We start from the raw sequence: 25,457 nt of genomic DNA, 5'->3' as shown, positions 1-25,457 counted from the left end.
ATGCCAAACGTAAACAAAGTAACTGTGATGGGCGTTCTAGGCCGTGACCCTGAAACTAAACAATTTCCCAACGGTGGCAGCGTTACAACATTCAGCGTTGCAACTACCGACCACTGGAAAGATAAGACCACTGGAGAGCGCAAAGAGGCTACAGAATGGCACAGAATCACCACTAGCAACCGATTAGGCGAGATTGCAAGTAAGTACCTCAAGAAAGGCAGCAAGGTGTATATCGAGGGCAGCTTGCGTACAAGGAAGTGGAAAGACCAAAGCGGTGCAGATCGTGAAGTCACAGAGATAAAGGCGGATATTCTGCAATTGCTGTGATGCTAGATAACTTGTCACGGATAGCTCCCTAAATATGGGGAGCTTTTTTTATTCCTTAGATTCGATTAGATCAGCATAGTCTAATTAGACAAAATATTTCTTTCATAGGATTGTTTTGCAAATGATGAAATTGATTGATTACATGCCCTATTTTTATAGAGTGCAAGTGTTGATTGTTCTATCAATAATTTATTGTTTTCTAAGGTAAACGCAAAATTGCGTTGGCTATCCATCGGGGGGATGTGAATAGCTATACCATGATTAAAGAACTAGACCGCAGCCAATCGCACGTATAAAAAAATTTCTGTTTGAGTTAAAAAGTTAATTTTTTGTTAAAGCAGATACAATCAATATCATTATTTTAGAGCCTAAATAATTAGGGAAATTAGTGCGCTTTATGTCAAAAGGTAGCGTGGAAAATTACAGCTTTATAAGCATCAAGCAACTTAATCTAAAAAGTTTATTCAGTGCTGACGACCTGAAAAAGTATAAAAAAATCAGCATCACCGCAAACAACGACTATGGTAGCTATAACCTTAGCTTAACTCATTCACCTTGCAACTACGGCGGCGCAAGATTTTGGTTTTTATGCTCATGCGGTAAACGCTGTACCAAACTATATTTTAAGTGCAGAACATACGCTTGCAGACAATGCCACCAACTTAACTACATATCACAACAATGGAATAAGTCAGATATACCTCTACTGCGCGTCAGACGGCTAAGAAGTCGCTTGCAATGGTCACAAGACGTTAGAGATTGGCCGATATATCAAAAGCCTAAAAACATGCACTACAGAAAATTTGCAGCACTTGTACGAGAGCTAGAAAAAAGAGAGCAGGAACGGCTGCAAATGTTTATTGTCTATTTAAATCGGATGGGTATTCGGTGAATGTCAGGTTGTGACCTTAGGATTACTTAGGATTTACGCCGTTCTGAATCTCATGTTTTATCAGGTTTTCTTTTTTTAAAGCAGTCCGCAAAACTAACTTTTACTAACAGCATGACGGCGCAAAATTGCGTTGTGTTTCGCAACAAAAACGCGCGCGCGCGCGAGGGATGGGCGGAAATGTGGTTTTAATGCTTAAAATCCCAATAGAACTACAGTGCAATTATTCGGGCGGTTTACTTCTGCAAATAACCTGAACATAGGATTACCCCCACTGGGGGATATGGTCAATCTTGCTCACATTTTAAAACTGACCAAGTGAGCACCTGAGCCACCAATAAGATGAGCAGATCGAATATTTAGTTTTTACGTCCACCATAAAGAGGAAGCCAAAAAGTGCCTAGTGTTGACATAATCAGTCACTTATTAGTCACTATGTTTTAATTAAATTTATAAGTTATTAATTTATATTAAAAATATAATTGGAATTACATTCTGTATCGGAAAATGATTTTAGCGATTACTTCCTGATTTGATATAAAAAAGCATTAAGTTTTAGTGGCTTAGTGCTTTTTTTATTTTTCTGGTATTTAATATAAATTTTTATAAAAAAGCACTTTGCAAATTTTCTAGTATCCTTTTAGTCACAAGCGTTGGTTCAAATCCCATCAGTCTTTTTAAACCACAGCATTTAAAGCTATGATGAGAAAATAATCAAAAATTGGCGCTCAATTCAATCCTAAATGCACGAGATGAAATCTCTGATGGAGGTTTTTGGATGTTTGAACTGGCTTTTTTACGTGAAATACTCATTTCTTCGGTTCATTTTCTGCAATTGTCACTCGAAACTATTTCTGTGATTTGCGTGGTGATTGGTCAGCTTAAAACTTTATGGGTGCTGGTTTAATTAAAATCAGGGCGTACTGCACGTTATTGTTTTGGGGATTGGCTTGCGACGGCGCTTGAATTTCAGTTAGCTACAGATATTTTAGCCACTACGGTAGATCCAGATTTAGATAGCCTGATTAAATTGGCGATTATTGCCGTCATTCGAACTTTTTGAATTATTTTTTGACCAAAGAGTTAGAGCATCAAGCCATCAATGAAAAATAATGGCTGCTGAGTTTGAGATCAAAACAGAAGACATAGTTCAATTTCTTTACAAGGTTTGAATAAACTCAGCTGATTCAAACCTTGTCCTGATTTTAACTTTTAGTTTAGGTAAAAACTCATCCTAAAACAGGTTTGTTCTGCAACTGGCGATACCAAATAATGATGTAGCCACATAGTAAGCAGATGGCTGCACAAAAGCTAAGCACGGCAGTGGTTAACCCAAAATGATCGGCCAAATAACCCACTGCAATAATTGGCAGAATTGTGCCTAAATAGCCCACAAATAAATAGGTTGACATCACTGCCGCACGATTCTGTAGATTGGTCATGGCATGAATTAAGCCAAAAGCGCCAATCAATGCCAAACCATGTCCTATTCCTAGCAGTACATCACTGACAAAAAATAGAAAACTCCAATGTAAATACATGCATGCACCGAGTACCAATAAACTGAATAACAGCAAATACAGCCCATAATTTAGGCATTTTTGTGCAGGAATAGCTTTGGAAAAATACTGCACCAATGCTGAAATCAGCAAAATACTGGTGATAGCCAAACCACTGACTAAAGGCCCGTGCCACGGAATAATCACTTGCACAAAAGATGGAGAGAGCGAAGCAAATAAACTAAATGCAGCAAAGACACAGAATGCGGTTAAACCCGTAATATAAAATTCTGCATGAAAGCGTGGTTCTGGGCGTTCTAATTTTGGGGCAATCGAGAAGGTTTGTGGCGTAAATTCAGGTGGTGCTAAACGTAATAATCCAATAAAACACAGTACTGCACCCAAAATGACTGGAATATATGGACTAAACAAAGGCGCTGCTGAAAATTGTGCCACACCACCACCGAGCAAAGGACCTAAGCCAAATCCGACTGCGGTAATGACTGAACTGAGCTGTGGTGCATGCGCTTTATGTGATTGGGGGATACTCCACATTAAGCCAATTAACGCCGATGTGGTCATCAGACCTGAAGCAATCCCAATCACAAAACGCCCCGAAGCAAGCTAAAGCGCATTAGTGGCAAACATTGACAGAATTAGTCCGAGGGTGATGATGACTAAACCCAGTTCTAGGGTTTTTAAGAAGCCAATACTGTTGCTGGTACGCCCTAAAAAAAGCAAGGTGGCCAAACAACCGAGCATATACGCCACAAAAATGAAGGTGATATGGCTGGGTAAAAGCTGCCACAGTTCCTGATAAATTGGATATAGCGGGCTTACAAGTGCCGTGCCCATGGTGCCAATAATCAGGGCGAGGCTGATCATCACAAAAGGATGCCAAGATTGAGATTGAGTCATAAAAAACTCGATTGATGGCTAAACTGTTGAGTTTAGTCTCATATAGTGAGAAATATCACTCAGTGTAAAGATAAGCCTTGAATCTGGTCAAGCCTATTTGTGTTTAAGCATAGCGTTTTAGCAGTTTCATAAACTCTTCCAGTTCATGTTCATCAATCGCGCATTGATCACCAATCACATGATGACGCAAATGCGATTCGATTAACTCATTCATCAAACCATTGACCGCACCTTTAATAGCTGCGACTTGTTGTAAAACTTCAATACAGCCATGTTCAGGATTGTGAAGTGCTTGTTGCACTGCCCCAATTTGCCCTTGTAGACGTTTGACGCGATTTAAAATTTTCTTATCTGCATGTAAATGACCCAACACATCACCTCAATTTCTATATACTCTATGGGAGTATATTTAACAATAGACCTTGTATCTTGGAGGTTGTAGTGATTAGCTTCCACTATATGCAAATTGTAGAGTTTGTAATAGACCTAAGACTTTTAGTCTGTGCAAGAGATAAAACCTACAATTTGCCCTAACCACTTGCACAACTCTGGACGGTAACTAAGCACTTTGATGCTGCATTCACAAGAAAAGACGGTGGTTATGCTAAAACAATAATTGAATAATTAAAGCAGGTAAAGATTATGTTTTATCTTGGTATTGATGTTGCTAAAGCTAAAATTGATTGCTGTTTAATTTTAGAAAATTCTGCAAATAAAAAGAAAACCAAAACTTTTTCAAATACACCAAAAGGTTTTGAGCAACTTCAAATCTGGCTAAACCAGCATGCTGCAACTTCTACGCAGACCATTATCTTAATGGAAGCAACATCTATTTATCATGAACTCTTGGCTAAATATTTATTTGATGAAGGCTATCAAGTCTCTGTAACCAATCCTGCCAGAGCTCGATATTTTGCTCAGAGTATGTCTAAGCTGAATAAAACAGACAAGGTAGATAGTGAGGTTCTAGCTCGATTTGCGATGACTGCCAATCTACATTTTTGGCAACCTTTACCCAAACATATTCAATTGCTGAATGCTTTACTGGATAGAAGAGCTGTTCTTTGTGAAGATTTACAACGTGAAAAGAATCGTTTGGAAAAAGCAGAGTCTACCTTCACGATGGAACCTGTACTTCAGTCTCTCCACAAGAGTATTGAACAGTTAAACCAACATATTCAGGGTATCGACCAACAAATTGATGATCACATTGATCAGAATCCTGATTTAAAAAATGATAAAGAACTGCTCAGCAGTATTCCAGCCATTGCAGATCGAACTAGTTTATTAATGCTCAGTTTCTTGCGCAGTCATACTTTTGAAAGAGCTAGTCAAGCGGCCGCCTTTGTTGGCTTGGTGCCCACTCAAAAGCAGTCAGGTAGCTCCATTCATGGCAGAAGCCATTTATCCAAAGCGGGCTCTTCCAAAATACGTGCCGGTTTATATATGGCAGCCATTGTCGCAACTCGGCATAATCCTCATATTAAAGGGATGAATGAAAGATTATTAGCTAATGGTAAAACCAAAATGATGGCGATTGGAGCTGCAATGAGAAAGTTGGTTCATCTTTGTTATGGTGTACTCAAACACCAACAGCCTTATCAAGCAGATTATTGAGCATGAATTTTCGATAATTTGCTTGACGTTTCAGACGGTATCTCTTGCGAAAGTATAGTTTTATCTAATTTTTGAATTGGCTAAAACCTTATAAAATATAGCTTTTGACTGCTTAAAATTTGACTAACGCAAGAAGTCTAATGATTTCCCATTATGCGTCAGCAACACTCTCATCGTATTCATCCACATCAATTCGATCAAGGCAATCCGCTGGCGCAGAAAAAAATATTATATGCGGCTTTGCTGACGGCTGTCATGATGTTCTTGGAAATCTTGGGTGGTTGGATTTTTCACTCCATGGCTTTGCTGGCGGATGGCTGGCACATGAGTTCACACATGCTAGCGTTAGGCTTGGCTTATTTAGCCTATCGGGCAGCACGTCATTATGCAGCCGATACGCGGTTTAGTTTTGGTACATGGAAAATTGAAATTTTAGCTGGCTATAGCAGTGCCATTTTATTGTTGGTGGTGGCTGCATTTATGGCAATTCACTCTATCGAGCGTTTATTTTTTCCTGTCGATATTCAGTATAACCAAGCTATTCCAATTGCAATTTTAGGGTTATTGATCAATTTGATTTGTGCATGGTTATTACATGAAGATGATCACCATCACCATCACCATCACCATCACCATCACCATCACCATCACCATCACCATCACCATCACCATCATGAGCATACGCATGATAGCCATGACCTGAATCAGAAAGCTGCCTTTATGCATGTGGTGGCAGATGCGGTGACTTCAATTTTTGCAATTATTGCTTTAATTTCGGGTAAATATTGGGGTTGGGATTTTCTAGATGCACTGTTAGGTATTGTTGGTTCAATTTTAGTGGCGCGTTGGGCAATAGGTTTGATGCAGGAAACAGGAAAAATATTGCTGGATGCAGAAATGGATCATCCTGTGGTGGATGAAATTCGTGAAGTGATTGCAGAGTTACCAGTCAGTGTGATGATTACAGACTTGCATGTTTGGAAAGTTGGACTGGGTAAATTTTCCTGTATTTTGGCATTGGAAACCGCACACGATTTAGACGCAGATCAAGTCCGCACTGCCCTCGCCATTCATGAAGAAATTGTCCATATTTCAGTAGAAATTAATCTACCATCAGGCTTGAAGGTTCCACGTGAAACCTAAAGCGTTGCATAGCAAAAACGAGTTGTAGCAATTGCGTAATTCTGGCTTAAAAATACTGAATTCTGTGCAGCTTTCAGCTTAGAATCAGGCTAAATTTAATTTATTTAGATGAAACACATGATTAAACAATTGAGTTTAGCTGCCTTAATAGGATTATGCAGCGCCGTGAGCATGGCCGATGTTGCAACGGTTAGCAAAAATGTCAAACAACAGCATCCGCAACTGAAATTAGACAATATTCAAGCCACAGAAATGAAAGGTATTTACAGTGCCTCTATGGATGGTCAAGTGGTGTATTTGAATGAAGATGCGCAACATATTTTGGCGGGTTCCATGATTCGTTTAAAGGATCAGCATAACCTGACCAAAGATTTATTGATCCAACAAAATAGTGTCGATTGGAAAAAGCTACCGCTACAAGATGCAATCAAAAATGTGCGAGGTACGGGAAAACGTCAGATTGCGATCTTTTCTGACCCAAATTGCCCATATTGTAAACAGCTTGAGGCTGAACTGAAAAAGCTGGACAACATTACAATCTATACCTTTATTTTGCCATTAAAAGCGCAATCTGTCGCACCGTCTAAACAGGTGTACTGTGAGAAAAACCCTGCACTTGCTTGGGAAAACCTGATCACAAAAGCACAATTGCCTACAAGTCAAACCAGTTGTGCTAACCCTGTAGAACGCAACATGGCTTTAGCACATCGTTTAGGCGTAAACGGTACGCCAGCGATTATTTTCTCGAATGGCTTTAAAGTCATGGGAGCTTATCCTGCAGCACAAATTGAACAGATTTTTAAAGAATTCGGTCTTTAAGAACGGCTATTTTGATCTGATATTGGCACCTACAGTTATAACGTGTATCTCAGAACAAACCTAAAACTTGTGATTGCAAACTAGATATAAAAAACCGCCTTAATTTTTAGGCGGTTTTTTATATGAGAATAGACAGTGTTTGATAGAAAAATAACAGTCGTTAACACATTATTTAAGCACGTGATTTTTTCATAAAAGTATTATAAATAAACAGAATAATCACCGCACCAATGATGGAAGCAATAAAACCTGCGGCAGAACCATCACCATACAATCCCATCATGCGCCCTGCATATGTTGCTAATAAAGATCCTGCAATCCCGAGTAAGGTGGTGACAATAAACCCTGCTTTGTCATCTCCAGGATGAATCGCACGAGCGATTAAACCTGCAATAAAACCCACTACAATTGCGACAATTAATGACCACATGAGCAGCTCCTTGTTATCTTTGTTTATGTTTTACATCATGTTTCAGACTTATATTTGCTGAAAAATTCCAAGGAAAATAGTCGAATAATGCTACAGCATGTTGTGTTTTTGTCCTGTTAGATAGATGAAGTGCAAATTTTAGCCATAAAAAAGTGATCTAAAACGATCACTTTTTAAAGCGAGGCGTGTTTGTTTTATAAGCCAATTTCGCCAATAAACGGAATATGACGATATTTTTGGTCATAATCTAAGCCATAACCGACAATAAACTTATCTTCAATTTCAAAGCCCATAAATTTAACTTCAAGTTCAATTTCACGGCGTGATGGCTTGCTAATTAAGCTGCATAGCTCAATTGAATTTGGCTCGCGGGTTTGCAAAATTTCCATGACTTTATTTAGGGTGTTGCCTGAGTCGATAATATCTTCAACCACCAAGACATCTTTACCGCGAATTTCGCCATCCAAATCTTTTAAAATTTTCACATCACGCGATGAAACAGTACCTCCGCCATAGCTGGATACAGTCATAAAATCTAGTTCATGCGGTTTGTGAATGGTGCGGCATAAATCTGCCATGAACAACACAGAGCCACGTAATAAGCCAATTAAAACCAACTCTTTGTCGCTATTGGCATAGTGAGCATTAATTTTTTGACCAAGTTCCTGAACTTTTGTTTTGATTTCTTCTGCAGAAATCAAAACCTGCATTTCAACTGTCATGGGTAGATACCTAAAAAGCAAAAATAAAAAAGGTGTTGACCTGCAACACCCCAAAATATGCTCTAATTTTAATATATCTTGCGCGATGTTGCACGTGCTTGCATGGTTAAAATAGCATCATTTTTGTGCTGAATGAGAATCTGAGCGTAACAACATGGCACAACCGAGTATCAGCATTGCCCATCCTATAGCTTTCATATACGAGTGAACCGTACCAGGTTTGTCGGAGACTCAATATTCTGAGAGACTATTCCGATGAAAAAACCAAACTATACCCCCGAAATTAGAGAAAGAGCGGTTCAATTACTAATTGAATCTGAAAAAGATTATCCTTCTACTTGGGCAGCAATCACAGCTATTGCTCCTAAAATCGGTTGTACTCCTGAAACATTGCGTGTTTGGTATTTAAAGCATATGGATCAACTAAATCCTGCCAAAGTACAACAGATATCTGACCAAGAAAAAATGAAGCAAATGGAACGTGAAATTAAAGAATTAAAGCGTGCCAATGAAATTCTACGCAAAGCAGCCGCTTTTTTCGCCCAGGCGGAGCTCGACCGCCCACACAAATAATGGTGGATTTTATCCATCACAATAAAGATCGATATGGCGTTGAAGCGATTTGTAGAATTTTACCGATTGCAGCTTCGACCTATTATCGGGCTTTAGATCTCGTTGATAACCCAGAACATCGAGCGAAACGTGCTCTGCATGATTTACATCATGCAGAGCAAATCAAACGTATTTGGAAAGAAAGTTTAGGTCGATATGGTGTACGTAAAGTTTGGCAAAAATTGAAACGTGAAGGCTATGTTATTGCACGTTGTACAGTTGCTCGATTGATGAAAAAGCTAGATATACAAGGTGTTTGGCGTGGTAAGAACAAACAAACTACCCGCAGCCGAGATGATCAAAAACGAGCAGATGATTTAGTGAAACGGAATTTTAGTGCTGATCGACCTGACCAATTATGGGTCAGTGACTTTACGTATATTCAAACCAATTCTGGCTGGGTATATACCGCATTTATTATTGATGTGTTCTCGCGAGCAATTGTTGGATGGAAAGTATCAACACGGATGAATACAGATATGGTACTTGATGCACTGGAGCAAGCATTGCATGATCGAGGCATGCCAAAGAATGTGATTCATCATTCCGACAGAGGTGTGCAATATCTTTCCATTCGCTATACCAATCGTTTAGAAGCAGCAAATTTACGAGCATCAGTCGGTACAACGGGTGATTCATACGATAATGCTCTGGCTGAAACGGTGAATGGCTTATACAAAACAGAGGTGATTGAATATTTAAAAGCAGATTGGCAAGGTTTAGCGGATGTACAACTTGCGACATTAAATTGGGTAGATTGGTTCAACAAAAAGCGTGTACACAGTGCACTGGGTTATGTATCGCCTTTTGAGTTTGAAGCAATGTACTATGATAAGATTAATCCGTTAGGTCAGGTGGCCTAACTTAAATAAAAAAGTCTCCGATAAACCCGGTACGGTTCAGAGGGTTGCGCAGGTTTAGCCACCTGCTGCTGAGTTTTGATTGGGGTGGTAGTAGGCACGTTGTCCATAAATATAGGTCGCATGAATATTACGGTCATCTGCTAAAGTAATGAGGGCAAATAATGCATCTTCAAGATGTTTGGCACGTTGTTGTCTTAAGCGTTGTAAAGCTGTGGCATTTAAATCGAGCACTACAAAATCCGCTTCTTTGCCTACCTTAAAATTACCTAGTTTATCGTCTAAGTCCAAAGCTTTGGCAGCGCCTAATGTGGCGTGATACAACGCTTCAAAAGCAGAGAGTTTTGCCCCTTGCAGTTGTTGCACTTTATAGGCTTCATTGAGGATATGCAGTACATTAAACGAGGTGCCTGCGCCAATATCTGTACCTAAACCAACCTTCACCTGTCGCTCCCAAGTTTTATGTAATGGGAATAAACCGCTGCCTAAAAATAAATTGGAACTTGGGCAAAAGGCAATTGCAGAATCGGTATGATGCAAACATTGCCACTCATGCTCTTCTAAATGCACACAATGCGCAAAAACCGAACGTGAGCCTGTTAAACCATAGTGATGATAAACATCTAAATATCCATTTTGCTCTGGAAATAATTGTTTCACCCATGCAATTTCATTGTGATTTTCACTTAAATGGGTATGCACATAAACATCGGGATATTCGGTTTTAAGTTGCCCTGCCCGTGCCAGTTGTTCAGGGCTAGAAGTTGGTGCAAAACGTGGGGTAATCGCGTAGAGGTTACGTCCTTTTCCATGCCATTTTTCAATCAAGGCTTTAGAGTCTGCATAGCCTGTGTCTGCGTTATCACACAATGCTTCGGGCGCATGCCGATCCATCAGCACTTTGCCTGCAATTAACCGCATTTGATGTTGTGCAGCCGCCTCGAATAACGCATCTACCGATTCAGGATGTACCGTACAAAACACCAAGGCTGTGGTGGTGCCATTTTTAAGTAACTCCTGCACAAAAAATTGTGCTATCTGATCGGCATAGGCTTTATCCGTAAATTGCAGTTCTGTTGGAAAAGTATATGTATTCAACCATTCCAGTAATTGTTCACCATACGCGCCTATCATTTCGGTCTGTGGAAAATGAATATGAGTGTCGATAAAGCCAGGCACTATGAGATGATCAGGATAATGATGGAACTCTGTGTTGGCGTTTAGCTGTGCCTGCCCTTCTTGCCATGAACCCAACCACTGAATTTTGCCTTGTTCACAAATTAACAAGCCATCCTCTATATAACGGACGTGTTCTGAAATTTGATCGGCTTGGCTGACGCAGTTTTTGAAATCAAGAAAGCAACCACGAATTGCGGTGCGTTGTACAGGAGATGGCATAAACAACCTACATTTTTCATTTTTTCAAGAGATTGTACATTAAATGTAGCTTGCAGCAGTACGATAAAATTTATCGTACGGTCAATTAAAACTTAGCGTAATGAATACAAAAAGCCTTCTCGAAAGAAGGCTTGCAAGGATGATGAGGACTGTTAAATTTTATAATGTGGTTTCATGGTGTTTACGACTATGTCGAATTGATAACCACGCAGTGATTGACAGCACAAGTACAATAAAGCCGAGCGAAATCCAGATAGGCATGTGGAACACATCTAGCATCAGCATTTTAAAGCCAATAAATAGCAGAATTAAACCCAGTCCGTACGGCAAATAATGCATTTTAGTAGCTGCGCCTGAGAGCAAGAAAAACATGGCACGTAAGCCTAAAATAGCCATAAGATTTGCTGTGAGTACAATAAACGGATCGGTGGTCACGGCAAAAATTGCAGGAATAGAATCCACGGCAAAAATAACGTCAGATGCTTCGACCAAAATTAAAACTAAAAATAATGGCGTTGCCCAAAGTACGCCATTTTGGCGAACAAAGAATTTGTCTTGTTGTAGTGTTGGGGTGATCCGCATGTGTTTGCGTAACCATTTCAATAATGCCATATCTTCAATATTGCTGGCTTCTTGTTCTGGGCCTTTTAAGAATTTAAAGCCTGTATAAACCAAAAATGCGCCAAAAATATACAAAATCCAAGAGAATTCTTGTATGAACCAAGCCCCAATAAAAATAAAAATGGTTCTGAAAATAATTGCGCCCAGTACGCCGTAGAGTAAAATTTTACGCTGTAAGCCCGGTGGAATGGCGAATGCGGCGAAGATCATCATCCACACGAATACATTATCGATCGCCAGTGATTTTTCCAGTAAATAACCCGCAAAGTATTCCATGACTTTGGTATTGGCGACTTCTAGCCCAACGCTGTGTTTCAGATACAGCCATAAACCGCCACCAAATAAAGCTGCCACACTGACCCAGGCGATACTCCAATACGCAGCGGTTTTGACTTTGACCGATTCGCCTGCTTTTTGTTTAAAGCCTAAGAGGTCGATAGCGAGCATGACTGCAACAATTGCAAAAAAGACCAGGTATAGCCATAAATTGCCGATAGATTCCATACAATCTCCACATCCGACAATTGGCCATAAAAAAACCTTGACCCGTTGTCAGATGATTTCAAAACATCTGTAACAACATGATCAAGGTCTTGCCTACATAGAGCGCACTTGAATCAACAAGTATGTCACTATGCTCAGCGTCCGACTTTTTGCAAAGTGTAATGACGAAACGCTGACACGTTAAAGTTATATTTTAACGCTTGGAGGAGGCTACTCCCCTTGCTCAACATAATTTGGGATTAGTACGTTGCCTAAATCTGCGCAAAGCATTACATAATTTTAAGTGTTGTGCAATTGATTCTGCATGGTAAATCATTTTAATTTGTACAAATTCAGCACAATACTTCGTCAAGATTGTGGCAAATTGAAAAAATAGATTAAGTTTGATAGGTGGACTTATGCAAATTCAACATCAAGAAACCCAACGTGGTGGCGAGTTTTTTATTGAGCGAGATGGTCGGCATATCGCTGAAATTACTTATCAATATCAAGATGATCACACTATTTTAGCAGATCATACTTGGGTCGATTTGACATTACGTGGCCAAGGGGTTGCCCGTCAACTATTAGATATTTTGGTCGCCTTTGCACGTGAAAAGCAGCTAAAAATTGTGCCTGTTTGCTCTTATGTTAAGACGGTTTTTGAAACGGATACACAATATGCCGATGTCGTGGCTTAAAAACATTATTTTTTAATCAGTATTGTTGAGCTGACCTGTTTTTCTACATACATTTTTTTTAAGTAGATCAAAAGGTAAGGTATGACATACATCCCAATCAGCATGCTGAATAAGAAAAATTTCATCATCACCCAATCATTCAGTGCAATACATAAACCACTGATAAGCGCAATACAAAACCAGTGGAAAAAAATAAGCTCACCCACTGCTTTAAACTTAGCCCTAATACAAATGAGGAAATTAGTATATTTATTTCTTCATTCAGACCTAGACGGTGAAAGCCAATCAGCATACACAAATAAGCGATTAATAAAAATGATGTGGTAAGCACATCTTTGAGCATGACTTTCTCCAAAAACTAAAACAAAACCGCACTTTAAATTGAATGTATGTTAAAAGATGCTACACCTACACCATAGTGGTAAAAGTAGGGTTGAATTGTCAGCCATAAATTACAATTGATTAAAAAATAATCAAAACCACAAAATAATGAGTGATTATTTGAGTCTTTTATCTTAATTTTGTGACCAGTTTACATTTAATGAGTGTGATATGTTAATCAGGTTGTGTTATGCGAGTACCCGAATAGAACATCAAAATGATTTGCTCCAAGACTTCAGTGATATTTTGACAACAGCTCGCCAATTTAATGCTGCACAACACATTTATGGGGTACTTTATTATGCTGAAGGTCATTTTTTTCAGTGTTTAGAAGGTGAACAACAGCAGGTCGAGAAATTATTTGAGCGTATTCAACAAGACCCGCGCCATCGTGATGTATTTCGCTTCCCTGACCAAATACTTGAGCATATCCTTTTTTCAGAATGGTCTATGAAATATGTGCATAAACATAGTCAAATTTCGAGTTTATTTAAAAAGCTCGGCTTTGATGTTTTTCTACCACATCGTTTGGACGAAAAGACGGTGCAGCAATTTTTAGCATTACTTTTGGATTTAGAACAAACCATCTTGCCTGAAAAATCTCAACGGGGTTATAAAAATAGAGGTTATTCAAACTTTTTCTAAATTTAGTTTGTAGAGCACCATTGGTATTTGACCGCTTTATACTGGAATCCGTTTAAATATAAAAAAGCCGATCTATAGTATGAAGATTAGCTTTTTTATCATGCAATAAAGCCAAGATTATTCGTAATTAACCGTCACTTTCAGGGCTTTTTCATCTGAAGGATGCTTAAACACATCATAGGCTTTTCAAATTCTGAAAATTAAAATGGTGTGTTGCTAATTTTTCTAAAGGCGATTTACCTGAACAGCAGTTTTTAAAAGCATGTCTGTCGTATATTGGCATTCACCAAACCCGTGGTGATGGTCAGTTTTTTAATCCAGTGTTTGTTTAACCCAAAATTCATCGACTTATTTGTATTGGTTTTATAATGATTTGACCATATTTCTTAGTAATGGTGATGAAAGACATCCAGCAGCCAACCTGCTGCAATTGTCATGCTCGCAGGATGTTATTCTTCTAAGGTAACAGGACAAGATGACAAGTTCATTAGCAAAATCGTTGCTTTTCAAAAATAATATATAAATTTATAATATATAAAAAAGGCCGTATTTTTTCAAAAACGGCCTTTAAATGACATTGATGGTTTAAGCGCTGTGTTGCAATGCCTGCATCAGTTTTTGGTGCAAGCCACCAAACCCACCATTGGACATGATCACGACTGCATCGCCCTCACCTGCTTGGCTGACGATGGTTTGAATGATCTCATCCAAAGTATTGGCCACCATAGCATGATTGTCTGCCGCGGCAACCACGGGTTGTAAATCCCAGTCTAAGCCTTCAGGTTGATACCAGATCACGGCATCGGCCAAACGAGCCGAATAGGCTAAGCCATCTTTATGACTGCCCATGCGCATGGTGTTGGAACGTGGTTCGATAATTGCCCACAATTTACGTTCACCTAAACGTTTGCGTGCACCTTCGAGAGTCGTTTCAATGGCAGTTGGGTGGTGGGCAAAGTCATCGTACACTTCAATGCCGCGCGGTGTGCCGAGTAATTCCATACGGCGCTTGACCCCACCAAAATTGGATAGCGCAATACATGCCGTTTCAATTGAAACACCGACATGCTCGGCTGCGGCAATGGTAGCTAAAGCATTGGCAACACTGTGCTGCCCTGTCATATTCCAGCGCACTTCGCCTTTGACTACACCATTTTGTAGGACGTTAAAGTGTGAACCATCTGCTGTAAGTTGTTCTGCATACAGTGCTGCATTTGGCTGTGCATCGAGCGAAGTACGCAGCACAGGCGTCCAGCAACCCATCTCCAGCACTTCATCAATATTGTTTTCTGTAATTGGGGCAATAATGCGGCCTTCACTTGGAATGGTTCGCACCAAATGATGGAATTGTTTCTGAATTGCAGCCAAATCATCAAAAATATCGGCATGGTCAAATTCAAGGTTATTTAAAATGGCCGTTTTAGGATGGTAGTGCACGAACTTAGAGCGTTTATCAAAAAATGCGGAGTCGTACTCATCGGCTTCGACACAGAAATACTTGCCTGCACCCAAACGTGCACTTTCACTAAAGCCTAAAGGAACGCCACCAATTAAAAAGCCAGGTTCTAAGCCTGCCTGATCTAACACCCACGCCAACATGGTGGTGGTGGTGGTTTTACCGTGCGTGCCTGCAACGCCCAGTACGTGTTTGCCTTGCAAGACATGATCGGCCAAAAATTGTGGGCCAGAAATATACGGTAAACCTGCATTCAGCATATATTCAACCGCGTCTATCCCACGTTTCATGGCATTGCCCACAATCACTAAATCTGGATGCGGTTGTAAATGGCTGCGGTCATAACCCTGCATTAAGGTAATGCCTGCATTTTCTAGTTGAGTCGACATTGGTGGATAGACGTTTTGGTCTGAACCTGTGACGGTATGTCCTAAATCACGGGCTAAAAGTGCCAAAGAGCCCATAAATGTGCCACAAATACCCAAAATATGCAGATGCATTCCGCCTTACTCCACTGCTTTTATAGACACATCACTTATCTGTTGTGCTGTTGTCGTGATTAATTTGATTTGAAGCAACGATAGCAAGGGTTTTGGCGAAAAGATAGTGATTCTTGTATCTAAACAGCATGATTTTTAAAGTGAGATCTAAGCAGATGTATGACGATGGCAGTGCTTAAAATTCAGTAGAAGATAAAAAATTTGTCTACGTGTATTTTTAAGGTCGAATCCCCGTAAAATAAACTGAAATTTTTAGATAGTACGGCACAATGTCTTCGGCACTTTTACTTTTGGTGATTGCAAACTGTTTTATGACCTTGGCTTGGTATGGTCATCTCAAGTTTTTACCGCACGATGCACCGCTGTGGCAGGCCATTTTATTCAGTTGGGTGATTGCCCTATTTGAATATAGCTTGATGATTCCAGCCACCCGTTTGTTGGCACAGCATGGCTGGGCGGTAGGTCAAATGAAAATTACCCAAGAAGTTGTGACTTTATTGGTGTTTGTACCATTTATGATTTTTCTGTTTAAGCAACCATTTAAACTGGATTATTTATGGGCAGCCTTATGTTTATGTGGTTGCGTGTATTTTGTATTTCGTACACCTTAAAGATGAGTTTTGGTTCGCTTGAATAGCTTTAGGTTCCCCTATTTTGTTTGACTGTTTTTTAATTCTCTAAAATAACCCGATAAAAATAATCAAAAAAGTCGCTTGAGTAGCCCTGTTTAATTTTAACAAGTCGAAAAATCAGTCTATAATGTGGTGTTCTTATTCAAGCTTGGCTTTCTCGCCTGAATTTCTCTTTCCTTAGTTTCGTTTCTGGAATATTTGTAATGAACGCGGCCGCTGCACAAGACGCTCCTCTCGTTGGAATTATCATGGGTTCTCAATCGGATTGGGCAACTCTCGAACACACTGCCAATATGCTAAAGCAGCTTGGTGTCCCATTTGAAGCGGAAGTCGTTTCTGCACACCGTACCCCAGATCGCTTATTTGAATATGCTCAACAAGCGCGTGATCGAGGCATTCAGGTGATTATTGCAGGCGCAGGTGGTGCTGCACACTTACCAGGGATGTGTGCAGCCAAAACTGATTTACCTGTTTTGGGTGTGCCAGTGAAATCTTCAATTTTAAATGGTGTCGATTCATTACTTTCGATTGTACAAATGCCTGCAGGTATTGCAGTAGGTACATTGGCCATTGGTCCTGCGGGAGCAACCAATGCGGCAATTATGGCGGCCCAAATTTTAGGTTTAACCCGTCCAGAGATTGCACAAAATGTTGCCAATTTCCGTGCCGCACAAACTGAAAAAGTTTCCAGCAACAATATTCCAGGTCAGGTTTAAGCGGGACAATTACTATGAATAAGACCATCGGTATTTTTGGTGGCGGACAATTGGGTCGCATGATGGCGCAGGCGGCCTTACCTTTAAATATTCAATGTACTTTTTTTGAAGCTACTCCAGATTGTCCTGCGGCAGCCTTAGGTCAGGTTTTTGCTAGCAAAAGCGAAAATAGCCTACAAGACTTTATACACAGTGCCGATGTATTCAGCCTTGAGTTTGAAAATACACCTTTGGCAAATGTTGATGTATTGATTAAGCAGAAAGACTTGCATCCACCACGTCAGGCTTTGGCAATTGCTCAAAACCGCTTGCTGGAAAAAGGCTTATTTGATGAATTGGCGATTCCTGTTGCGCCGTATAGAGCGGTCAACTCGCTAGAAAGTTTACAGGCTGCTGTCGCTGAACTTGGTCTGCCAATTGTATTAAAAACCGCAACGGGCGGCTATGATGGCAAAGGTCAGTTTGTATTGCGCAGTGCCGATCAGATTGAACAAGCGTGGGTGGAACTTGGTCCTGCAGGCAGTTTGATTGCAGAAAGTTTTGTAACTTTTTCACGTGAAGTTTCTATTATTGCGGTACGTGGTCAAAACGGTGAAGTAAAAACTTGGCCCTTGGCAGAAAACCATCATCACAACGGTATTTTATCGCACTCGATTGTGCCTGCACCAAACAGCGCAGACTTACAGCCTGTGGCGCAAGACTACATCACTCGCCTACTCAATCACTTGAATTATGTTGGTGTGTTGACGCTAGAACTGTTTGTGACCGAACAAGGTTTGTATGCCAATGAAATGGCACCTCGCGTGCATAACTCAGGTCATTGGTCTATTGAAGGTGCCGTGTGTTCGCAATTTGAAAATCATATTCGTGCCGTAGCAGGTTTACCTTTGGGTTCAACTGAAGTGGTACGTCCAACGGTGATGGTCAATATTATTGGTCAACATCCAAAAACTGAAGATGTGTTGGCATTGAATGGCGCACATTTGCATTTGTACAATAAAACTGAGCGTGAAGGTCGTAAAATTGGGCATATTACTTTAATGCCGAATGATGATGCTGAATTGACAGATTTATGCCGCCAATTGGCAAAAATTTTGCCAAATCCTTTGGCACTCAGTGAAGATATGCGCATCTAAGCTTATACATAATCGAAAAATCATAAAAAAGCGTTCAATATTGAGCGCTTTTTTATCTCTTAGATTCTCAAATGAAGTGCAACAAATTTTAAATCTTACTATATCAATACTTTCTACCGTTTATCAGTAGCCAATTGACCCTGTAATTCTGGCTTGATTAAGATAGATTTGTTCTAAGCAACAAAAATAACTGTATCCAACAGTGGTTCTCAATAAAAATACAAACAAGTTTGTTAGGCCAAGACAGTAGTAAGCTGTCATTAAAAAGTAAACATGTATTCTTTTCCGAATTGGTTTGATACTCTCTCCACCCATTGCTCTATTTTATCAGCTGTCATGACTTGAAAATCTCGCCAATAATATTTCATCTGCTTCCATACCATCTCGATTCGATTTAACTCAGGGCTATAAGCTGGAATAAAATACAAATTCGTCGAAAAGTTACTTTTAAGTAGCTCTCTGTAATCAGCCATCTTTTTACTTCTATGAATCGAGGCATTATCAACAATAAGAACCAATGGAAGGTTATAAGTCTGTTTTACTTGTTGAGCTATTCCAGTTAAATAGGCATAAAACCAAGTGCTTGTAACTGACTCTTGTAAACAACTTGTCACCAGTTTCCCCGTTGAAAGCAAACACCCCATGACATTAACTCGTTTTAATCTTATTGCATCAACCGCATGAACATCAGCTATCTTTGTCCACGCATAGCGGTTATCAGGTGTAGATGAAAACCCTGTTTCATCAACATAACCTAATATAATTTCACCACGTGCCGCTTGCTCTCGTAATTTTTCAATCTGCTGTGTTGCTTGTTCAAATGCAATCGGATCTCTTTTTTTTCAAGCTATGACGGGTACGCTTGAAGACCATACCTGAATCACGTAAAAACTTACGAATGGTTTCAACAGACACGGACACTTCGTATTCTTCATGTAGTTTGACTCGGATTTGTTCTGCATTGAGTGGACTTGTATTGACCCAATCTAGGATTTTCGCCTGATAGTCTGAGATCAATGTATTGGGCCGACCTGAGCGATGACCTTCTTTAATCGATTCAAACTCATACAATTCCCAACGTCGGCGTTGTAGCCTTATGGTTTCTGGGATACGTTCTTGTAGAGTGGCAACTTCCGCAACACTTTTACCTTCAGAAAGCCAGAGAATAGTTTGGGCACGTTGTCTTTCACGCCAATGTTTTGCATGCTTGGCCAGAAAAATGAGTCGTTCTCGCTGTTCTAAACTAAGTGGTACAGAAACAATTCGAGGCATGTGTGAACATCTGTTAACTAAAAAAACTTTTTTCGCATGATTAGTTATTTTTGTCAACTTAATGAATTCAAAACTTTAAATTCAAATGGCGGTTTTTAAATTTAAAGCTATGGTGTAACTTTGAATTTAAATATGGCAAATGAATTTAAAAATGGGTAAATAGTAGACTTCTTGCGTTAGTCAAATTTTAAGCAGTCAAAAGCTATATTTTATAAGGTTTTAGCCAATTCAAAAATTAGATAAAACTATACTTTCGCAAGAGGTCTAGTTTTGAATTTAAATAAAAATATTGGTTGTTGTAGTCTTTAAATTTAAAAAACTGCTTTTAAATTCAAATCAATTACTTCGGGAAATGCAATATATATCTAGTTTTGTGGATAACTTTTCTCATCTTAATTTGAATTCAAACTTTAAATTTATAAACCTATCGTTTGACTGCAATTTGAATTTAAAAATAAAAAATATGTCACTTGTGGATAAGTGTTTTGAATTTAAAAAAGCAGAAATGAATTTAAAACTGAAAAATGAATTTAAAGTTACAGATTTTCATCTGATCTCTATGGCTGAAGGTGTTATGGTAAAGCCAAGATTTAAATTCAAAACACATCAAAGGGTATTATGCATCGTTTCGCTATGATTTTTGCGACTGCTGCAATGGCAGCTACTCAGGTTCAGGCAGAACTGATTATCAATGGAAAATCTGTCACCGTAACACCAGCGGTCAGTACATCTGCAAATTTTCAACCACAAAACCATTTTCAAAGTTGTTTGGCCAATTTACGCAGCCAAGCCATTGACAAAGGGGTGAGTGGTAGCAGTTATGATCGCTATACTCAAAATCTCAGTCCAGATTATTCCGTCATTGAGCGTTTAAATTACCAACCTGAATTTTCTACGCCAATCTGGGATTATCTTTCAGGCTTAGTGGATGATGAGCGTGTGCAGGCGGGGCAGCAGAAATTGGCACAGCACCGAGATGTGCTTAATCGTGTTGCTGCAGCCTATGGCGTACCTGCAGAAACCGTAGTGGCGGTTTGGGGTGTAGAAAGTAACTTTGGTGCGATTTCAGGATCATATCCATTATTACAAGCGCTAGGTACCTTGAGCTGTGAAGGACGCCGTCAAAGTTATTTCCGTGGTGAGTTTTTTACCACCATGCGTTTATTACAACGTGGCGATGTCACTGAATCACAATTAAAAGGCTCATGGGCAGGAGCGTTTGGGCATACCCAGTTTATGCCATCGACCTATGATGAATTGGCGGTCGATTTTGATGGTGATGGTCGCCGTGACTTGGTGTCTAGTATTCCAGATGCTTTGGCTTCCACCGCTAACTTCTTAAAACGTCGCGGCTGGCAAACAGGACAGCCGTGGGGCTTTGAAGTCAAGGTACCTGCGGGTATGTCTTTGAGTGGTGAAGGGCGACGCAATAAAAAATCTCTCAGCAGTTGGGTCAATCGTGGCTTGACCCGTGCAGATGGTTCGGCATTGATTCAGGGCAATTTATCGGATAGTAGTCAGGCAGGCTTGATGGCGCCTGCGGGTGCGAATGGCCCTGTATTCTTAGTGTTTAGAAACTTCGATGCCATTTATAGCTATAACGCAGCAGAAAGTTATGCCTTAGCGATTGCGCATTTATCAGATCGTTTAATGGGGCAGTCTGCATTTCACACCGCTTGGCCAACCGATGACGCAGGTACATCTCGTGCAGAACGTCGTGAAATTCAACGCTTTTTGTTAAGTCGTGGTTATGACATTGGTGAAGTGGATGGCTTAATTGGCGACAAAACCCGTCAAGCGATTCGTCAAGAACAGATTCGACTCGGCTTAGCTGCAACAGGTCGGGCAGGGCAGCAAATTTTAACAGCATTCCGTAGTGAAGCGGCCAAACAAATGATGCAATAAGTGGTTGCGATTGCATAAAAAGGTCTGCGAATACGCAGACCTTTTTAATTTCTGTTTTAAAACAGGTGTTTAAGGTTCAATTTTCACCGCTTCAAGTAAATCAAAAATCACAGTTGTGACATCTTGGCTTAATTCTTTGTTATTAAAAATTTCATAAGCTGAAATGGTGATGTCGGTATCACTTGGCAGCAAACGCTGTTCTTCTTCAATCAGGTGTTCAATTGGTAATAAGGTCTGTCTAACCTCAAGATGCAAAATATCTTTGTATTCAATATTTTCATCTTCAAGTTCAATTACTTGCTCATTCAAATACGGCAATAAAATAGAGTGGAGACAAGGTTGAAGCTCAACAATATCAAAAATTTCGATATCACGGCTTTGTTCAATCGTGCTGATGTGGTCATTTACTTCAATCAGGATATGGTAGTAACTCACATGAATCTCCACAGATCGTTCAGGGTTATACAGAGCCTTCACAATAACATGAAATGAGTAAATTTGCTGCCTTTGCGCGTGTAAGGGATATGCAACTATCGTACAGGGTGAGGGGAGTTTTGTGTTTTAGTCACTTCAGTTTGTCAAATTGCTTAATGCCGTGCATGGAGTAAATCGAGATCCGCAGGGCGCAGTTGGAAATTCTGTAACTGCTGATCTTTTAGCATTGGATACATTAAGGCATAAGGGTCATTATGGTGTGCTAAACCCAAAGCATGCCCGAATTCATGCGCCAAAGTTAAGCGTAAATCATCTTTAGATTGAAACTCATAAATCCGAATAGCCTGACCATCAAAGCTACCTTTATCAAATAAACGTGGCTGAAAACGTGCATTAAATTGCTGGATGGATACATCAATGTCTTGATTGAGTTGATTGAGCGCATCGACTTGTTGGTTGAGCTGGTGAATATGTTGATTAAATTGCGCTATTTCGTGTTCTAAACTCCACAGGTGTTGCTGGATTTCTTGTTTTTTGGCTGCAAAAACTTCCCGTTGCGAGGGATGCAGCCCACCACTTTGGTTAATCTGCTGTACTTGTTGATTGTATTGTTCAAGTTGTTGTTCAAATAGCAATTTTTTTGCATCTAGTTGTTGATTTTTATCTTCAATTTCTTGTTTGAGTGCTTGAATGTTTTGGTTTTGATTGTTCCAGTGTTGTTGGCGTTGTTGAATGGCTGTAAGTTGTTGCTGACGTTGATTGGATTCATCTTGACGTTGATCATAAATTAAGTGAATGGTGAGCTTGGCATTTGGATCATATACAAAATAATCCTGTCCCGTCCCTTGTGTCCAGATTTGGGTAGCTTCCTGACTCAGTTGTAGTACATCGGCATGGCTTAAGCCAAAACGCGGATCGACTTCTCCAATACGATAACGTAAGCGATTGTCTAAAGGGTGTTGCAAACGATCCAGTGCAGTATTGTGCCGTGTATGCGGATGCTGAATATTTTGATAAATCATCAAGATAGAAAATAGTATGATTGCACCCAACAGAAACAAACGCATTGCTAGCGACATCCTCTTTTGGATTAACTGTAGCTGAAAATAGGGCAGTAACTCAATCAATTTGCGGTTGGCGCATTATTTTATCTGCTGTATTTGGTTGAGTTTGCAATTGTATGTTCTCTTTAATTTAAATCTTAAAGTGAGTGTAACGAGCACTGAAAAGAAAAACCGCGCTGCAATTGCTTGCAGCGCGGTTTCTGATGTGCGTTAAAGCGACAAATTATTTTTTGTCATCTTTGACTTCGGTGAATTCAGCATCTACAACGCCATCATCGGCTTTTTGCTGACCTGCGTCACCGCCAAAGGCATTCGGATCAAAACCTTGTGCACCGCCTTGACCTTGTGCAGCTTCATACGCACGTTGCGTAATTGGCATGATGATGTTTTGCAATGCTTCAGTTTTCGCTTTGATTGCATCTACATCATTTTCTTTGGTTGTCGCTTCAAGCTCAGTGACTGCAGTTTCAATCGCAGTTTTCTCATCAGCAGTCACTTGTTCACCAAGATCTTTGACTGCTTTTTGAGCAGAAGAAACTAAAGCATCCGCTTCGTTACGTGCTTTTGCAAGTTCTTCAAACTTACGGTCTTCTTCAGCATTCGCTTCAGCATCTTTAATCATCGCTTCAATTTCAGCATCACTCAAACCAGAGTTTGCTTTAATTTGAATTGATTGTTCTTTGCCTGTGCTCTTGTCTTTTGCAGATACTTTCAAGATACCGTCAGCGTTAATGTCGAACGAAACTTCAATTTGTGGCACACCGCGTGGCGCAGGCGGGATGTCACCTAATTGGAAGTTACCCAACAATTTGTTTTGTTGAGCCATTTTACGCTCACCTTGGTACACCGAAATGTCTACCGCAGGTTGGTTGTCTGCCGCAGTTGAGAACACTTGAGATTTCTTCGCAGGAATCGTGGTGTTTTTCTCAATGATTGGCGTCAATACACCGCCCATGGTTTCAATACCAAGCGTTAATGGCGTTACGTCCAAAAGCAATACGTCAGTTTTGTCACCAGACAATACCGCACCCTGAATTGCTGCACCAATTGCTACAGCTTCGTCTGGGTTTACGTCTTTACGTGGCTCTTTACCAAAGAATTCTTGTACTTTTTGTTGTACAAGTGGCATACGTGATTGACCACCTACCAAAATTACGTCAGAGATGTCAGAAGTCGAAAGTCCCGCATCTTGTAGGGCAACTTTACATGGCTCAATGGTACGAGCGACTAAATCAGCAACCAAACCTTCAAGCTTCGCGCGAGTCACGTTCATTACCAAGTGTTTCGGACCTGTTGCGTCTGCAGTGATATATGGCAAGTTGATTTCGGTCGAATTTGAAGATGAAAGCTCAATTTTTGCTTTCTCAGCCGCTTCTTTCAGACGTTGTAATGCCAATGGATCTTGTTTCAAGTTGAAGTTTTGCTCTTTTTTGAACTCTTCAACTAAGTATTCGATCAAGGCATTGTCAAAGTCTTCACCACCAAGGAAGGTGTCACCATTGGTTGATAACACTTCAATTTGTTGGTCGCCATCAAGGTCTGCGATTTCAATGATGGATACGTCAAAAGTACCACCACCTAAGTCGTAAACTGCAACTTTACGGTCGCCTTCTTTTTTGTCCATACCGAACGCAAGTGCCGCAGCAGTTGGTTCGTTAATGATACGTTTAACGTCTAAGCCAGCGATTTTACCCGCATCTTTGGTTGCTTGACGCTGTGCATCGTTAAAGTAAGCAGGAACAGTAATAACTGCTTCTGTTACTGTTTCACCTAAATAATCTTCTGCAGTTTTTTTCATCTTTTTCAAGATTTCAGCAGAGATTTGTTGAGGAGCTAATTTTTTATCGTTTACTTCAACCCAAGCATCACCATTGTCAGCTTTGATGATTTTGTAAGGCACAAGACCGATATCTTTTTGTACCGCTTGGTCTTCATAACGACGACCGATTAAACGCTTAATCGCGAATAATGTATTTTTCGGGTTAGTTACAGCCTGACGCTTTGCAGATTGACCTACAAGAATTTCACCATCTTTATAAGCAATAATAGATGGCGTTGTACGTGCACCTTCTGCGTTTTCAATTACTTTAACTTTGTCGCCTTCAAGTACCGCTACACATGAGTTAGTAGTACCTAAGTCAATACCAATGATTTTAGCCATTTGGATGTTTCCTCAAAAATTCTTTTGTAATGTTTTCACTTGTTATTCGATATGAGAGCCAATCAAAATTTTTCAAGTTGTTTAGATGAAATTTTTTTTTCAACTCTCAATTTTA

At 39.9% G+C, this 25,457-nt stretch carries 23 protein-coding genes, 3 pseudogenes and 1 other annotated feature; of the genes and pseudogenes, 14 read left to right on the top strand and 12 right to left on the bottom strand.

The annotated features are described in order from the left end of the window. The 4 genes and pseudogenes from ssb to AC0T5Z_RS13520 form a co-directional block, all read left to right on the top strand. Nucleotides 1–324 (top strand): annotated as a pseudogene (gene ssb / locus AC0T5Z_RS13535) (single-stranded DNA-binding protein); the annotation flags it as partial. Nucleotides 325–724: 400 nt separating this feature from the next. Next, nucleotides 725–1,219: a hypothetical protein gene (locus tag AC0T5Z_RS13530; RefSeq protein ID WP_435337578.1), complete on the top strand. Its 495-nt coding sequence runs from the start codon at nt 725–727 to the stop codon at nt 1,217–1,219. A 775-nt stretch (nt 1,220–1,994) separates the two neighbouring features. After that, nucleotides 1,995–2,123 carry a hypothetical protein gene (locus AC0T5Z_RS13525; protein WP_277948953.1) on the top strand — a complete coding sequence of 43 codons (129 nt, stop codon included), beginning with the start codon at nt 1,995–1,997 and terminating at the stop codon, nt 2,121–2,123. A gap of 72 nt (nt 2,124–2,195) precedes the next feature. Continuing rightward, nucleotides 2,196–2,279 (top strand): annotated as a pseudogene (locus tag AC0T5Z_RS13520) (DUF1622 domain-containing protein); the annotation flags it as partial. 166 nt (nt 2,280–2,445) lie between these two features. Here AC0T5Z_RS13520 and AC0T5Z_RS13515 read toward each other — a convergent pair. Together AC0T5Z_RS13515 and AC0T5Z_RS13510 are read right to left on the bottom strand one after the other, a co-directional pair. Beyond that, a pseudogene (locus tag AC0T5Z_RS13515) lies at nt 2,446–3,633 on the bottom strand (MFS transporter). A 103-nt stretch (nt 3,634–3,736) separates the two neighbouring features. Continuing rightward, complete coding sequence (locus AC0T5Z_RS13510) at nt 3,737–4,003, bottom strand: metal/formaldehyde-sensitive transcriptional repressor (RefSeq protein WP_291336508.1); 267 nt, start codon at nt 4,001–4,003, stop codon at nt 3,737–3,739. 272 nt (nt 4,004–4,275) lie between these two features. Here AC0T5Z_RS13510 and AC0T5Z_RS13505 point away from each other — a divergent pair, with 272 nt between their 5' ends. From AC0T5Z_RS13505 to AC0T5Z_RS13495, 3 genes are all read left to right on the top strand, one after another. Next, a complete protein-coding gene (locus tag AC0T5Z_RS13505) occupies nt 4,276–5,250 on the top strand; it encodes an IS110 family transposase (protein ID WP_153566563.1) in 975 nt (324 codons plus the stop codon). Nucleotides 5,251–5,403: 153 nt separating this feature from the next. Next, on the top strand, nt 5,404–6,393 hold the full coding sequence (gene dmeF / locus AC0T5Z_RS13500; protein WP_435337832.1) for a CDF family Co(II)/Ni(II) efflux transporter DmeF: 990 nt from the start codon (nt 5,404–5,406) through the stop codon (nt 6,391–6,393). A 171-nt stretch (nt 6,394–6,564) separates the two neighbouring features. Continuing rightward, nucleotides 6,565–7,212, top strand: a complete 648-nt coding sequence (locus tag AC0T5Z_RS13495; RefSeq protein WP_414630584.1) for a DsbC family protein — start codon at nt 6,565–6,567, stop codon at nt 7,210–7,212. Nucleotides 7,213–7,384: 172 nt separating this feature from the next. Here AC0T5Z_RS13495 and AC0T5Z_RS13490 read toward each other — a convergent pair whose 3' ends face one another. Both AC0T5Z_RS13490 and hpt read right to left on the bottom strand, forming a co-directional pair. Continuing rightward, complete coding sequence (locus AC0T5Z_RS13490; protein ID WP_291336480.1) at nt 7,385–7,642, bottom strand: GlsB/YeaQ/YmgE family stress response membrane protein; 258 nt, start codon at nt 7,640–7,642, stop codon at nt 7,385–7,387. Nucleotides 7,643–7,836: 194 nt separating this feature from the next. Continuing rightward, a complete protein-coding gene (gene hpt, locus AC0T5Z_RS13485; protein ID WP_435337833.1) occupies nt 7,837–8,364 on the bottom strand; it encodes a hypoxanthine phosphoribosyltransferase in 528 nt (175 codons plus the stop codon). A 255-nt stretch (nt 8,365–8,619) separates the two neighbouring features. Between hpt and AC0T5Z_RS13480 the strand changes: the two genes are divergently transcribed. After that, a protein-coding gene (locus tag AC0T5Z_RS13480) for an IS3 family transposase (RefSeq protein WP_407507946.1) occupies nt 8,620–9,839 on the top strand; the annotation gives its coding sequence in 2 pieces (ribosomal slippage) (nt 8,620–8,896 and nt 8,896–9,839; 1,221 coding nt in all). Next, nucleotides 8,895–9,011 (top strand) — a sequence feature (AL1L pseudoknot). (Overlaps the previous gene by 117 nt.) A 54-nt stretch (nt 9,840–9,893) precedes the next feature. Here AC0T5Z_RS13480 and guaD read toward each other — a convergent pair. Both guaD and AC0T5Z_RS13470 read right to left on the bottom strand, forming a co-directional pair. Further along, a complete protein-coding gene (gene guaD / locus AC0T5Z_RS13475; protein WP_435337750.1) occupies nt 9,894–11,234 on the bottom strand; it encodes a guanine deaminase in 1,341 nt (446 codons plus the stop codon). A gap of 159 nt (nt 11,235–11,393) precedes the next feature. Beyond that, nucleotides 11,394–12,359, bottom strand: a complete 966-nt coding sequence (locus AC0T5Z_RS13470) for a TerC family protein (protein ID WP_435337751.1) — start codon at nt 12,357–12,359, stop codon at nt 11,394–11,396. Nucleotides 12,360–12,757: 398 nt separating this feature from the next. Between AC0T5Z_RS13470 and AC0T5Z_RS13465 the strand changes: the two genes are divergently transcribed. Both AC0T5Z_RS13465 and AC0T5Z_RS13460 read left to right on the top strand, forming a co-directional pair. After that, nucleotides 12,758–13,039, top strand: coding sequence for a GNAT family N-acetyltransferase (locus tag AC0T5Z_RS13465; RefSeq protein ID WP_435337752.1), 282 nt, complete (start codon nt 12,758–12,760; stop codon nt 13,037–13,039). A 552-nt stretch (nt 13,040–13,591) separates the two neighbouring features. Next, complete coding sequence (locus AC0T5Z_RS13460; RefSeq protein ID WP_291336490.1) at nt 13,592–14,065, top strand: BLUF domain-containing protein; 474 nt, start codon at nt 13,592–13,594, stop codon at nt 14,063–14,065. Between the two features lie 585 nt (nt 14,066–14,650). On the opposite strand, the gene mpl is transcribed toward AC0T5Z_RS13460, so the two are convergent. Further along, nucleotides 14,651–16,021, bottom strand: coding sequence for a UDP-N-acetylmuramate:L-alanyl-gamma-D-glutamyl-meso-diaminopimelate ligase (gene mpl, locus AC0T5Z_RS13455; protein ID WP_435337753.1), 1,371 nt, complete (start codon nt 16,019–16,021; stop codon nt 14,651–14,653). 269 nt (nt 16,022–16,290) lie between these two features. Here mpl and AC0T5Z_RS13450 point away from each other — a divergent pair, with 269 nt between their 5' ends. The 3 genes from AC0T5Z_RS13450 (at nt 16,291) to AC0T5Z_RS13440 (ending at nt 18,505) form a co-directional block, all read left to right on the top strand. Beyond that, on the top strand, nt 16,291–16,632 hold the full coding sequence (locus tag AC0T5Z_RS13450) for a DMT family protein (protein ID WP_096902002.1): 342 nt from the start codon (nt 16,291–16,293) through the stop codon (nt 16,630–16,632). Between the two features lie 224 nt (nt 16,633–16,856). Continuing rightward, the gene (gene purE, locus AC0T5Z_RS13445; RefSeq protein WP_096901999.1) at nt 16,857–17,369 is read left to right on the top strand and encodes a 5-(carboxyamino)imidazole ribonucleotide mutase; all 513 of its coding nucleotides are present in this window, start codon (nt 16,857–16,859) and stop codon (nt 17,367–17,369) included. Nucleotides 17,370–17,383: 14 nt separating this feature from the next. Beyond that, complete coding sequence (locus tag AC0T5Z_RS13440) at nt 17,384–18,505, top strand: 5-(carboxyamino)imidazole ribonucleotide synthase (protein WP_435337754.1); 1,122 nt, start codon at nt 17,384–17,386, stop codon at nt 18,503–18,505. Nucleotides 18,506–18,765: 260 nt separating this feature from the next. Here the strand turns inward: AC0T5Z_RS13440 and AC0T5Z_RS13435 are convergent, their stop codons facing one another. Together AC0T5Z_RS13435 and AC0T5Z_RS13430 are read right to left on the bottom strand one after the other, a co-directional pair. Continuing rightward, entirely contained in the window at nt 18,766–19,305 is a 540-nt protein-coding gene (locus AC0T5Z_RS13435) for an IS630 family transposase (protein ID WP_446893104.1), read from the bottom strand. 16 nt (nt 19,306–19,321) lie between these two features. Then, the gene (locus tag AC0T5Z_RS13430; RefSeq protein ID WP_004973749.1) at nt 19,322–19,777 is read right to left on the bottom strand and encodes a helix-turn-helix domain-containing protein; all 456 of its coding nucleotides are present in this window, start codon (nt 19,775–19,777) and stop codon (nt 19,322–19,324) included. A gap of 618 nt (nt 19,778–20,395) precedes the next feature. Here AC0T5Z_RS13430 and AC0T5Z_RS13425 point away from each other — a divergent pair. Further along, nucleotides 20,396–21,682, top strand: a complete 1,287-nt coding sequence (locus tag AC0T5Z_RS13425; protein WP_291336497.1) for a lytic murein transglycosylase — start codon at nt 20,396–20,398, stop codon at nt 21,680–21,682. A gap of 69 nt (nt 21,683–21,751) precedes the next feature. Here AC0T5Z_RS13425 and AC0T5Z_RS13420 read toward each other — a convergent pair whose 3' ends face one another. The 3 genes from AC0T5Z_RS13420 to dnaK form a co-directional block, all read right to left on the bottom strand. Continuing rightward, nucleotides 21,752–22,129: a hypothetical protein gene (locus tag AC0T5Z_RS13420; protein WP_178319451.1), complete on the bottom strand. Its 378-nt coding sequence runs from the start codon at nt 22,127–22,129 to the stop codon at nt 21,752–21,754. 140 nt (nt 22,130–22,269) lie between these two features. Beyond that, nucleotides 22,270–23,184, bottom strand: coding sequence for a matrixin family metalloprotease (locus AC0T5Z_RS13415; protein WP_291336500.1), 915 nt, complete (start codon nt 23,182–23,184; stop codon nt 22,270–22,272). Nucleotides 23,185–23,404: 220 nt separating this feature from the next. Continuing rightward, complete coding sequence (dnaK, locus tag AC0T5Z_RS13410) at nt 23,405–25,342, bottom strand: molecular chaperone DnaK (RefSeq protein ID WP_096901986.1); 1,938 nt, start codon at nt 25,340–25,342, stop codon at nt 23,405–23,407. Nucleotides 25,343–25,457: the final 115 nt, after the last annotated feature.

Source organism: Acinetobacter pengchengensis (genome assembly GCF_982235305.1).
This window is presented reverse-complemented; position numbering and strand designations above follow the sequence as displayed.